The 12,468-nt window shown below is 53.5% G+C and carries 8 protein-coding genes; 1 reads left to right on the top strand and 7 read right to left on the bottom strand.

Annotated elements, in window-relative coordinates:
* Nucleotides 1–6 precede the first annotated feature (6 nt).
* The 7 genes from R2K28_RS19095 to R2K28_RS19065 form a co-directional block, all read right to left on the bottom strand.
* Nucleotides 7–1,041 carry a hypothetical protein gene (locus R2K28_RS19095; protein ID WP_316366961.1) on the bottom strand — a complete coding sequence of 345 codons (1,035 nt, stop codon included), beginning with the start codon at nucleotides 1,039–1,041 and terminating at the stop codon, nucleotides 7–9.
* A gap of 299 nt (nucleotides 1,042–1,340) precedes the next feature.
* Entirely contained in the window at nucleotides 1,341–2,927 is a 1,587-nt protein-coding gene (locus tag R2K28_RS19090; RefSeq protein WP_316366959.1) for a DUF4062 domain-containing protein, read from the bottom strand.
* Between the two features lie 461 nt (nucleotides 2,928–3,388).
* Nucleotides 3,389–4,288 carry a CoB--CoM heterodisulfide reductase iron-sulfur subunit B family protein gene (locus tag R2K28_RS19085; RefSeq protein WP_316366958.1) on the bottom strand — a complete coding sequence of 300 codons (900 nt, stop codon included), beginning with the start codon at nucleotides 4,286–4,288 and terminating at the stop codon, nucleotides 3,389–3,391.
* A 12-nt stretch (nucleotides 4,289–4,300) separates the two neighbouring features.
* Nucleotides 4,301–4,924, bottom strand: a complete 624-nt coding sequence (locus R2K28_RS19080; RefSeq protein WP_108333729.1) for a 4Fe-4S dicluster domain-containing protein — start codon at nucleotides 4,922–4,924, stop codon at nucleotides 4,301–4,303.
* An 11-nt stretch (nucleotides 4,925–4,935) separates the two neighbouring features.
* Nucleotides 4,936–7,185, bottom strand: coding sequence for an FAD-dependent oxidoreductase (locus tag R2K28_RS19075; protein ID WP_316366957.1), 2,250 nt, complete (start codon nucleotides 7,183–7,185; stop codon nucleotides 4,936–4,938).
* 4 nt (nucleotides 7,186–7,189) lie between these two features.
* Complete coding sequence (locus tag R2K28_RS19070; protein ID WP_316366956.1) at nucleotides 7,190–8,464, bottom strand: CoB--CoM heterodisulfide reductase iron-sulfur subunit A family protein; 1,275 nt, start codon at nucleotides 8,462–8,464, stop codon at nucleotides 7,190–7,192.
* Nucleotides 8,465–8,820: 356 nt separating this feature from the next.
* Nucleotides 8,821–11,295, bottom strand: a complete 2,475-nt coding sequence (locus tag R2K28_RS19065; RefSeq protein ID WP_316366955.1) for an EAL domain-containing protein — start codon at nucleotides 11,293–11,295, stop codon at nucleotides 8,821–8,823.
* Between the two features lie 365 nt (nucleotides 11,296–11,660).
* Here R2K28_RS19065 and R2K28_RS19060 point away from each other — a divergent pair, with 365 nt between their 5' ends.
* Entirely contained in the window at nucleotides 11,661–12,458 is a 798-nt protein-coding gene (locus R2K28_RS19060) for a CbbQ/NirQ/NorQ/GpvN family protein (protein ID WP_316366954.1), read from the top strand.
* The last annotated feature ends 10 nt before the right edge of the window (nucleotides 12,459–12,468 follow it).

Genomic DNA, 12,468 nt, shown 5'->3' with positions numbered 1-12,468 from the left:
GCTGTTTCACACTGCAAACCTATCATCCCAGGTTTTGTGCTTACCTTCATCACGCATTAATCCGTGATCAATCATGATCTGGTACGCCAGGTTCGCATCCTTAGCGGTGAGTGCATCAAAAGTGTTGATTGATTCCGGCCAGGAACGTGTCCAGCGACTAGACATTTGTCCGTCCGGCTTGAAGGTTGATCGATTGAGTACTAGTTCTGAGTGCCCCAGACCGTTCGACCCCAGCCAATTGACAAGAGGGAACTGCAAACGTTCGGGATCATTTTCTATACACTCAAAATCCACCACTGACGCCAATTCAGGATAGCGAGCAGCCAACATGCGAAACATATGCTGGATTAAGGCGATGGTAAAAACTTTCATCTGTATACTTCGCTGGCGGTCTGTAGGCAGACGCTGAATCAGTTTATAGGCATGTAGTACAGCGCGAAGATCGTGAGATAGAAAACGCTTCAGAAACCGGGATTCCATAACCGCCTTACTTTCCAACTCGAGATAGGAAGTATTTAATCCCTCCCGCGAGAAGATCTGTTCAGCCAGAATGACGGGATCGCTTATATAGAACAGTGCATGACATTGTAATTCCCGTAACAGGGCTTCTGTCGCCAGTAAGCTATGCGTCTCCTTCATAATGAGTAAAACGCTAGGTGTTGCTTTGTTCTCCATCAGTAACAGATCGTAATTGGTTTCCGCCAGATTCTCTTCAGCATAAATCCGATAGACGCGGTTCAGGGGGTGATCTGCCGTCAACTCCTTTTGATAGAGAATTGCCAATCTGTCACCTTGGTAAGACAAGGTGAGTTTGGGTTCAAACTTTGCAAGCGGATTGTGAATAAAGCGGTTGTTGGGTACTGCTTGTGACAGAAGTTGAATCAAATGATTGATACCGGTGCCATCAACACCCAGTATCAAGTGAATGTCTCCGCCATTGCCCATGTATCCGGCATGGGGCATAAATTTCTGGTTGATGCGTTTGCTCCACAACAACTGGCTGAAAAACAGACGTTTGTTTTGTTTGGGAATCTTCTTCATCAGGGATCTCAATGATTATCGCTTCGTCCCTGAATATCCGAGAAAGAAACGTGCTTATGGAATTATTAACGTATCGATGTCATAAGTGATGTGAAGCTGATCGCAATTTACTGACTGTTAACAGATAGCCTCCATCTGCGACTCAATTCCACCATGATGGATGGCGCCATTACCACCGATGTTGAAATGGATGGTAGCCTGGTGTCCGATTTGGTGGGGGAAGTTCAAAACATAACGGCAGAGTTGTGCTAGTTCAGGCACAAAAAGCAAAGCGAAGCGGCGCTTTTTGTGGCCTGAGTTTATGCCTTTGTTATGCTATCTTCCCATTCTAGATACTTCTTGTTCCCCACTAATATCGCTCGTTTTCTTGACCCGTCATGACGCTGTGGAATCAACGGAGTCAAAGCTAGTTCATCCAAAACATCTTTGACTTCTGACTCATCGTTGTGGTCATATCCAATGCACAGCGCGAATGGGTAGTTTTCTAAAAATTGTTCCCACGAGTATGCATCATCAAACACAAGGTGACATTTCCCTACTTTGATCGGCTGATGGATCTTGTTGTAGTGCATGCAAACGACTATCGGTAATCCTGTTTCATACAAATACCGTTTGAACAGCATGCTGTGGTAATCACCGACATGAAAGCCTCGGTATCTCTTTATACAAGCCCTTATTTCCTCATCTATGAAGAAATTGGAAGCGTCATCAGGAACCGGTTCGGGCGTATCCGCAATCTTCACACCAGACACTCCGCCAATAATTAAAACCGGGGTTTCTTTTTCATGATTTAGTCGCGGGGATAGCTTGATCAAGCTTGCGATTCTTTTTTGTTCTGCTGGTGATAATTCCAAACGGCAATAGTCCGCCTGTTGACTTGAAGACTCTTCACCATATAGAGATAGTGGCCCATGAGATGCTCCATAGGGCGCTTCAACAGGGCCTTCAGGGAACATGGTAGCGGGTATGTCGCTACTCAGCCACAAATGTAGAAATGTTAATGCACAATTAGTGGATACAGAAGAAATCAGTTTCTGCGACGAGTATGCCCTATGCTTGGCACGCTTTACTTCAATGCCTAGTTCTTTTGCCACATATGAAGAAGTGGAGCCTGTATCAAAATAGAGGTTTACATTCTTGCTTGCGATACGCTCTATATAATACGTAACAAAATGCTTAGCTAGCGCTTTTTTTTCTGCCTTGCTATCTGCGCACCTATCGTCGAGCTCAACGAATTTATTAAATCTATAATGAACGTCGGCTCTTAACTCATTCTTTAAAGCTTTAGTGAATATATCAAGGGTCTGAGCACTAGATGCTGGTATCAACCCTCTATCAGGACTCTTCTTAAATAACTCTGTTGCCGTATTGTTGACAGAGATACCAACTGCGCCAGAAAGAGCAGGGTAATCTTGTTCTGTCCATATATTATCGAAATGATCGCCCTCTCGAAGCATATTGTAAAAGCGCCAAAACTTATCTTCATTCTTAAGTTCTTCCGAATCATGCTTTTTTTCTCCGTCTAACAAACGTCTTTTTTCTCGTATTTCAGTTTCGTTCAACAAGTAAATCAATATTTCGGCACCCGAGGCAACCGCCTGATTATACTCCCACTCCGTAAAACTCATATTGCCGCCTTCATCATGCATTAACGATCCATAGCGGCAACCTAAAATCAGTACATAAATGTCAGATTTCTGAATGGCGCTTTTAATGACTTCTCTGGTGGCTCTACTAGTGGCGGGAGTCTCTTCCATTCTGATCGGAATGTGATTTGTCATCAATACGGCGCGAAACACCTGCTGCCTCACTTCCTGCAAGCTGAATGGCGAACTTATAAATACTTGGTATTTTCTTTCTTGCTCATACAAACCATTACTTTTCATATGCATATCCCCAGTGTTTTACAATAAAGCACTGCTAGTGACTATATTTTTATCGCATAACAGTGGATTTTGGGGACGCCACAAATAATGACTTATGCCGACAAGTGAATATTTAAAGCACCATATAAGGACTTTGATTAATTGAAGGGGCATGTGCCCGACAGTTTTCTGTGACGTCAAACTGGTTGAGGCGGTGTGGGTACGGGGTTGGATTTTCCGATCCGTTGCATTCACTTCCAAAGTTCCCTGTGCTGGCATGAATTGGATTTCACTGTTTATTTAAACCATTTCTAAACCCAACGCAAGAAAACAACGTGTTTTTCTCCCCAGCAAAGCCTGTTTAAACCCAAATAAGCTGTATACATGCGATAAAAAGATTCATATTCTCACGCCCCCCACAATTTCCCCAAAGCAAAAAAAAGCCCGCCTAAGCGGGCTTTCAAGTCTGAAGTTTGACCGCCTTATTTATTAGCGATTTCTTCAAGCTGCTTGGCCGGGATCACCTGGCCGTCGAGGGCGGCGTCCTTGGCACTACGGCCGAAGGCGACACTCATCAAGGTAGAGTAGTAAACCACCGGCATATTGAACTTGGTGCCGTAGGTGTCATTGATGTTGTCCTGATAGATCTCCACATTGGCCTGACACAGGGGGCAGGGGGTGACGATCATATCGGCGCCGTTGTCGTAGGCCGCTTCGATGATGCCTTTGATCATCTCCTGGGACTTTTCGGGCTCGGAGAAGGCGAGGGCGCCGCCGCAGCACTGGACCTTTTTTTCGTAGCCGGGAATCGAATCAGCGCCGACGCTCTCCACGATCTTGTCCAGGTACTGAGGGTTTTCGAAGGATTCGCCGGCGATGCCGAAAGGACGGTTGGTCTGACAGCCCACGTAGCCGGCGATCTTGAGGCCCTCCAGGGGCTTCTTGACCTTGGATTTGATGCCGTCGAAACCGATGTCTTCCACCAGCACTTCCACCATGTGGCGCACGTTGGCTTCGCCCTGGTATTTCAGACCGGCCTCGGAGAGGGCGGCGTTGGCGTCCTTGAACATCTGCTCGTCTTCGTGCAGGCGCTCCTTGGCCTCCCGGGTGGAGAGCCAGCAGGCGGCGCAGGTGGCGACGATCTCCTGGCCGGAGTTGTGCTCCTCGGACAGCGCGATGTTGCGCACGGACAGGGCCAGACGGGGCAGTTCGCCGCCACCGCCGTAGCCGATGGAGGCGCCGCAGCAGTTCCAGTCGGGGATCTCGTTGAGCTGGATGTCCAGCTCCTCGCACATGGTTTGCGCGGAGACTAAATAGTTGGATGAGGTGGCGCCCTTTTGTGAGGAGCAACCCGGGTAGAATGATAGTTCTATCTTAGCCATGTCGGTCGTTCCTCACTTCGCGTCTTTCAGGTTGCCTTCTTCGATCTCCTGGGCCTTCTTCACCATCTTCTGGAAGCCGGAGAGATCCTTTACGCTGTGTCCGCCAAAGAACTCCATGGCGTTCATGCGCTTGGCCTTCATCATGTTCTGGCCCAGTTTCTGATTCGCCATGGCGTTCTTGATGCCCTGGCCGAAACCGTCCTTGAAGTACATGGAGAGACCGAGTTTCAGTTCGTTGACCCGGCCCTTCTTCATCAGGTTGTCCCAGAAGATCTGCGAGAACTCAGCGGTGGGCTGTTTCTTCTGCACCAGGCCGAGACGTTTCGAATAGACCGCCAGGCCGTGCATGATGTGGGTGATCGGCAGGCCGCGGGGGCAGCGGGCGATGCAGTTGTAGCAGGAGGTGCACATCCACATGGAGTCGGTGCCCAGCACCTCGTCGCGCTTGTTGGCGCGGATCATCATGAAGAGCTCCTGGGGGGGATGATCCCAATGCTTACCCAGCGGGCAGGAGCCGGAGCAGACGCCGCACTGCATGCACATCTTGACCCATTCTCCCTCCTCCACATTCGCCTCAACCTCTTTCAAGAAGCTGCTGCGATACTTTTCGATCATTGCGGTATTCAAATCACTCATTTTCTATCCCCTTAGAACTTGAACGGGCTCAGGCCGATCTTCTCGACGGTCTCCGCCATGTCGTTGATCAACTGCGGCGCACGCTCCACGTCGGTGATGGCAACCTCGTGCAGGATCACCCGCTCCGGTTCCAGGTTCAGCGTATCCAGGGTGTCACCCACCTTGCTCATGCGCTCCGCCGCCATGGCCGAACCGCGTACAAAGTGGCATTGGTAGTCGTCATCACGACGACAGCCCATCATGACGATGCCGTCATAACCGTTGTTCAAGGCATCGGTCACCCAGGAGAGGCTCACGGATCCCAAACAGCGCACCGGGATGACCCGGGCCCAGGGGTTGATCTCCACACCCGCCTGGGCGGCTTGGTCGAGAGCCGGATAGGCGTCGTTCTCACAGGCCAGTACCAGGATACGGGGTTTCTCATCCCACTCTTCCGGGATCTCCACGTTCTTGATCTGCTGGTTGACGGTCTCCACCGAGTAGTTCTCGAAGGAGATGACGCGCACCGGGCAGGCGCCCATGCAGGTGCCGCAGCGACGACAACGGGATTCGTTGTACATCGGATAGCCTTCCTCGTCCTCGTTGATGGCGCCGAAGGGGCACTCAACGGTACAGCGCTTACACTGGGTACAACCCTCCTTGCGGAAGCTCGGGAAGGAGAGGTCGCCGGAGCGGGGATGCGCGGCACGTCCCTTGCCTGCGTTCTCGGCTGCCTGGATCGCCTTCAAGGCTGCACCGGTGGCGTCGTCGCGGGCCTGCTGGGCGTCCATGGGACGGCGTACAGGGCCGGCGGCGTAGATGCCGGTACGGCGGCTCTCGTAGGGGAAACAGATGAAGTGAGAGTCATTGAATCCGTTCTTCAGATGGGGCAGGTCGGTACCCTGACGATACTGCAGGTTGAGGATTGAAGGGGGGGCATTTTCCAGTGCCGCCTGGGCCTTCGCCTTTTCCTCTTCGTCCTCTGCCTCGTCCACCATCAACTGGGCGTAGGGATCGGGACCGGAGTTGGGCTCCATGCCGGTGGCCAGGACCACCAGGTCACAGACCATCTCGGTCTCTTCGTTGAGGATCTTGTCCTCGAACTTGACCGTCAGGCTGTCGCCTGTGACGACCTCTGAGGCGATACCCTTGGAGAAGGTGACCATCGCCTCTTGACCGGCGCGGTAGAAATCCTCACCGCCGGCACCGGGGGTGCGCAGGTTGTCGAACAGGATGGTGGTGTCGCAGTCGCCGTTGAGCTCCTTGAAATACATCGCCTGCTTGATGGAGACCAGATCGGTGACACCGGCGAAGTAGGTCAGGTGACCCTCTTTGTCGGAGCACTGTCCCGCGTTCTGGATAAAGCAGACCGACTGCACCTCTTTGCCGTCGGAGGGCCGTTTGATGGGACCGCCGTTGGCGGCGACCGCCAGGGCCTCCAGCTCGTGGTTGGTCACCACGTCCGCCGATTTGTCGTAGGCGAACTCGGGAAGTTGGCCGGCATCGTAGGGCTTCCAGCCGGAGGCCTGGACGATGGCGCCGATGGTGAGGGTCTCGCTGCTGCCCGATTCGGTGGCGACTTCCACGTTGAAGCGGCCAGGAGCACCTTCGGTCTTGGCCAGGGTGCTGTTCAGGTGAACCGTGATCTTGTCATCGGCCTCGATGGCAGCGACCATGCCGGGCACCGGATTCTCGGCCGGGGCGTCATAGGGGGAACGGTTCGGGATGACCTTGTAGTAGCCGCCGATGGCGCCGCCCAGCTTGCCGCTCTTCTCCACCAGGTGGACCGGATAACCGGCGGCGGCAGCCTCGATGGCCGCGGTCATGCCGGTAACGCCGCCGCCCACCACCAGGATGTTCTTGTTCAGGGACTGCTCACCGGAAGCGGATGGCTTGGTCATGGACTTCAGCTCGGCACAGGCCATACGGATGTAGTCGTCGGCCATCTCCTGGGTGGTCTCTTTGTTCTCGTCCGTATCCGGACGAACCCAGATCACACCTTCACGCAGGTTGGCGCGGGTCAGGGCCACATCGGTAAAATTGAAGGCCTCCACCTTGGCGCGGCGGGAGCAGGCGGCGATCATGACATGGGTGACATCATCGTTGGCGATGTCGTCTTTGATCATCTGTACGCCTTCAGCGTTACACAGCATCTCGTGTTGCTTGCAGCTCTGCATCTTACCGTCACGGGTGGCGGTGGTTTCCAGCTGACCGGCGTCCAGGCGCTCGCCCAGGCCACAGCCGGTGCAGACATATCCAGCAAATTTCTTTTCCTCAGCCACTCTCTTAACCCTCCGTCGCTGCTACGCGATTGACCACTTGGATGGCGCGCAGGGCGGCACCAGTGGCGTGTTGAACGGCGCGGTTGACATCCAGCGCATCGGACGAGCAACCAGCAGCGAAGACGCCGCCGTTTTCCGGCGCGGGCTCGATAAAGCCCTCTTCGTTGATGACGATCTCCACCGGGAAACTGGTCTTGTCGACGCTGGGCTCCATACCCACGGCCAGGACCACCAGGTCGTGCTCGTTGGCGTAGCGGTTGTAACCCTCGGTATCGACGCCGTGCAGGGTCGGATTGCCGTTCTCCTTGTTCTCCACGATGGAGGCAACCTTGGACTTGATGAAGCTGACGTTCTCCTTTGCCTTCACCGTCTGGTAGAAATCTTCAAAACGGTCGATGGCGCGGATATCGATATAGTAGATGGAGATGTCCACCTCGTCCGCCGGGTAGGTGGCCTGCTTCAGGGAGGCCATGCAGCAGATGCGCGAGCAGTGCAGCAGGTGATTCTTGTCACGGGAGCCGGCGCACTGAATGAAGGCCACTGATTTGACCTCTTTACCGTCGGATGGACGCACCAGCTTGCCGCCGGTGGGGCCGTTGGGATCGGCCATGCGCTCGAATTCGACGCTGGTGATCACATTGGCGATACGATCGTAGCCGTAGGGCTGGATCTTGTTGGCATCATAGGGTCTCCAGCCGGTGGCCCAGACTACCGCGCCGGCCTTGAATTCGATGGTCTCTTCCTGCATGTCCAGGTCGACTGCATTCACTTTGCAGGCGTCTTTGGCTTTCTGAGCCTCATCGGTGCCGATCAGTGCCGGATCGATGATGTAACGCTGGGGATGGGCCATGCGGTGAGGCAGGTAGGCGCCCTTGCGCTTGCCCATCTCATAGTTGAATTCATCGTCGAATTCGCTCTCCACTGCCTTGGCGCAATCGCCACAGGCGGTGCAGTTCTCATTCACGTAACGGGGGCTGATTTTGACGCTGGCGGTATAATTGCCCGCCTCACCCTTGATATCCGTAACCTCGGCCATGGTGATGATGTTGAGGTTCGGATTCATCTTTGCCCGGCGCTGATTGATCTCCAACCCGCAGGTGGGGAAGCAGAGCTTGGGAAAGTATTTGTACAGCTGGGTGACGCGACCGCCGACGTAGGGGCGCTTTTCAACCAGTACGACCTGTTTTCCCGTCTCAGCGGCCTCTAACGCAGCGGTCATGCCGCTGATGCCGCCACCGACCACGAGAATAGTCTCATTGGTTGCGATTACTTCCGTCATGGATCTTCCTCCGTTGCGGAATGGCTTTAGATTCTGGACCCGATACCTTACGCGTCTTCTGGCGTGCCTTCTATATCCCAGCTGGGAATAATCCATCGAATTTTTGAATGAGATGATAGAGTTGGGTTATGGTGTATAAGCCTTTTCTAATAAATACTGGCCCGAATAGCACTCACTTAAGGGGTCTGACACCAAGTCCGAGAATTCTCTGTGGTAACCAGGCTATTTTGCTGGGGCAGGGCCCCGGCCTACACAATTATAAAGGCCGTAGGGTGGGGCCCTGCCCCACCAAAACACGTTGGAAATGCCCTAGTTAGTGATCAAATCGCTTTAGCAAGTAGGATTCGGGCTAGGCCCTATCTGCCGTAGTTGGAGAAGTGGTGGTGGAAGGTTCTTCTGCCCTCCAGGAGCATCTCTTCGAAGGTCTCCGCAGGCACCGGGGGGCTGTAGAGATAGCCCTGGCCCTCCTGGCAGCCCATCTTCTGCAGCAATGACTGCTGCGCCATGGTTTCAATACCCTCCGCGGTGATACGCAATCCCAGGTTTTTGCCTAACGAGACGATGGCCTGGGTGATAGCGACCGCATCGCTGTCGTGGGGCATGTCGCGGATGAATGAGCGGTCGATCTTGAGCTTGTCGATGGGCAGCTGCTTCAGGTAGGAGAGGGAGGAGTAGCCGGTGCCGAAATCGTCGATGGCAATCGACACCCCGAGTTTCTTGAATACGTCGAGTACCGGCACCGAGTGTTTCATCTGTCCCATGAAGATGCCTTCAGTGACCTCCAGTTGCAGCATATCCGGTGGACATCCCGATTCACCGATGATCTGTTCGAAACGCAGGATCAGATCGGTCTGCATGATCTGTCTGACCGAGAGGTTGATGGCCATGCGTCCTTGAAACAACCCCTGTCGATGCAGATAACGGGTCTGCTCGCAGGCCTCCTGCAGTACCCAGTTGCCGATCTCATGGATCAGACCTGACTCTTCTGCGAGGGGGATGAAGCGCGCCGGCGGGATGATCCCGAGCCGCGGATGGTGCCAACGAAGCACAGCCTCCGCACCGGTCATCTCACCATTATGCAGGGATATCTGCGGCTGGTAGTAGAGCAGCAATTGATTCTGTTGCAACGCGCTGCGCAACTCGGTTTCCAGCAACAGGCGTTCGAATGCGGTTCTGGTCAGCTCCGAGGTGTAGTAGCGGTAGCTGTTGCGACCCTGCTCCTTGGCCTGGTACATGGCGGCATCGGCATTCTTGGTCAGGTCGGCGACATCCTTGCCATCCTCGGGGAAGATGCTGATGCCGATGCTGGTCGTGACATGCAGTTCCCGTCCCGCGATCTTGAAGGGGTCCTTGAAGTTTTCCTGGATCTTGGAGGCGACCACCGCCGCCTGGCTCGGATCCTCCAGGTTTTCCACCAGCACGGTAAATTCATCTCCCCCCAGGCGTGCGGCGGTGTCGTCATCCCTTAAGATATTCTGTAGCCGCGTGGCGACCTCTTTCAGGAGTTCGTCCCCCATGGCATGGCCGAGGCTGTCATTGATGTTCTTGAAGCGATCGAGATCGAGAAACAGCACGGCGAGCTGACGTTTTTGACGTTTCGCCTGGGCAATGGCGTGTTCCAGGCGATCCTCGAAGAGCAGCCGGTTGGGTAGATTGGTCAGGGAGTCGTGGTGGGCCAGATGTTCCAGCTGGGATTGAGTCTGCTTGATGCTGGTGATATCGGAAAAGACCGCCACGTAGCGCAGGGTGTCTCCCCGTTGGTCCTGTACGCAGGTGATAGTCATCCATGCAGGATAGGTCTCGCCGTTTTTTCGCTGGTTCCAGATCTCGCCGCGCCAGGACCCGGTCTGATTGACCTCGTTCCAGATCTCGTCAAAAATTTCGGGGGAGTGTCTGTTGGATATCAGCTGCCGCGGGTGCCGATTGATGATCTCTTCCTCGGTATAGCCGGTAATCTCGGTAAAGGCCGGATTGATCGAGTCGATCATACCCTGGTTGTTGGCAGTCAAAACACCTTCCATGGTGTGTTCGATGATCTGTACCGCCTGCTGCAACTTGACATCTGAATCCTTGCGCTGTGTGACATCGGTGAAGACGAGCTGGGTGGCAGGTGACCCTTCATGCTCTGCCGGACTGACAAAGACCTCGACCATAATGATGACACCATCGGCGCGTATGAAAGCGGCCTGATAGGGGCTGCTGTTGTGGTTGCGCAGTAACTTCAGCTGGGATTTCAATAGCTCAGGTGGGCCGTCATGCAGCAGCTTGTTGATAGGTTCATTTATCAACTGTTCTTCCTCGGATACGGCGAGGGTCTGTTTTGCCGCTTTGTTGAGGAAGACGATCTTCTCGTCTTGCAGCAGCAGAATCGGGGTGGGTGAATCATCGACCAACTGACGGTAGCGATTCTCACTGCGATGCAGTGCCTGCTTGGTCTGTTCCGCTTCGCGACGCACCGCGGCCTCTTTCAGTTCCCGTTCTATTGCGGGTACCAGCCGGGTGAGATTCTTGAAATTGATAAAATCGTTGGCGCCCGCTTTTAGCAGGGTGACCACGTTTTCTTCACCGATATGGTCGGAAACCAGGATAAAAGGGATGTCCAGCTGTTGATTCTGCAGGAATTTGAGGCTCAGTTCCGGCGCACAGTTTGTGACATCTGTGGCCGACAGGATAAGGTCCCAACTCTCGGTTAGCAGGGCATTCTTAAGGGAATCTAAAGAATCTATGCGGAGGGTGGATAGGTCCAAACCGCCACGAAGAAGCGATTTATGCAACAGATCATGTTCATATTCGGATTCTTCTATAACAAGAGCCCGCAGTTGTCCTGACATCAACATTCCCTGAAATGTTTCTTTAGAATTGACAATGGCAGACAGGTGATTTGATCCCCTGCATACGACCAAGGTTCCTATTTGCGATTGTCGACAGTCTCTGCGTAAATGCAACAATGGTATATGGTTAGCGACTGCCCCAACTACGAAGTATAATTCACTATTGCTCTCTGTTGTTGGGTTAAGTTGCTGATGGTAGGGCCTTGATAGCCAAAAACTCCTGTTTTGCTGACTGTTTAACACTCTCGAACTACCGCAGTGGCGTATAAAAGCCCCTGGGCAGGCCGTGGTTTAATGAGTTGCGCTAATCATCGGGCCCAGTTAGCGTTGACGTCCAATACTTAAATTACTTTAAGAATCAAACTTTGAAACCTGAAGAGTATTATTTCGAACAAGAGCCCTATTACGAGCCGGTAAACGATGAGATAACGGTTTTTGAGGCCGCCTATCGCAATCAATTGCCCGTCTTGTTGAAGGGGCCTACCGGCTGTGGCAAGACCCGCTTCATGGAGCATATGGCGTGGCGTCTGAAACGCCCCTTGATTACAGTTTCTTGCCATGATGATTTGACTGCCTCTGATCTGGTGGGCCGCTTTCTGGTAAAGAATGGCGAAACACTGTGGGTGGACGGGCCCCTGGCGGCAGCGGTGCGCGCCGGCGGCATCTGTTATCTGGATGAAGTGGTGGAGGCACGCAAGGACACCACTGTGGTAATCCACCCATTGGCCGACGATCGACGCGTCCTGCCGATGGAGAAGGTGGGTGAGTTGCTTGAGGCGAAGGAGGATTTTTGCCTGGCCATCTCATTCAATCCGGGCTATCAGAGTGTGCTCAAGGATCTCAAACAGAGTACGCGTCAGCGTTTCGTCGCCCTGGAATTCGATTATCCGGAATCTGAGCTGGAGAAAAAGATTATTCAAAATGAGGCGGCAGTGGATGGCGAAATGGCGGCCAGGCTGGTGAAGTTTGCGCATATGACACGCAATCTCAAAGGCAGCGGCTTGGACGAAGGGGCCTCAACCCGATTGCTGGTACATGCGGCAAAACTGATTGCCAGTGGGATTGATCCGGTGATGGCTTGTCGTGCATGCGTCGCTCAGGCGTTGACCGACGATGCGGATATGCTGGTGGCGGTGAATGAACTCAGTGCCTCGCTCTTCTGATCATTCGCCG

It is taken from the genome of Candidatus Thiodiazotropha sp. CDECU1 (assembly GCF_963455295.1).
Lineage (GTDB): Bacteria > Pseudomonadota > Gammaproteobacteria > Chromatiales > Chromatiaceae > Thiodiazotropha.
Note: the sequence above shows the minus strand (reverse complement) of the source record. Positions and strands in the feature narration are given on the sequence as shown.

What these genes read in the sequence shown, in the direction of transcription:
- R2K28_RS19095 (WP_316366961.1), bottom strand. Translation starts at nt 1,041, where the DNA reads ATGAAGAAGATTCCCAAACAAAACAAACGTCTGTTTTTCAGCCAGTTG.
- R2K28_RS19090 (WP_316366959.1), bottom strand. Translation starts at nt 2,927, where the DNA reads ATGAAAAGTAATGGTTTGTATGAGCAAGAAAGAAAATACCAAGTATTT.
- R2K28_RS19085 (WP_316366958.1), bottom strand. Translation starts at nt 4,288, where the DNA reads ATGGCTAAGATAGAACTATCATTCTACCCGGGTTGCTCCTCACAAAAG.
- R2K28_RS19080 (WP_108333729.1), bottom strand. Translation starts at nt 4,924, where the DNA reads ATGAGTGATTTGAATACCGCAATGATCGAAAAGTATCGCAGCAGCTTC.
- R2K28_RS19070 (WP_316366956.1), bottom strand. Translation starts at nt 8,464, where the DNA reads ATGACGGAAGTAATCGCAACCAATGAGACTATTCTCGTGGTCGGTGGC.
- R2K28_RS19065 (WP_316366955.1), bottom strand. Translation starts at nt 11,295, where the DNA reads ATGTCAGGACAACTGCGGGCTCTTGTTATAGAAGAATCCGAATATGAA.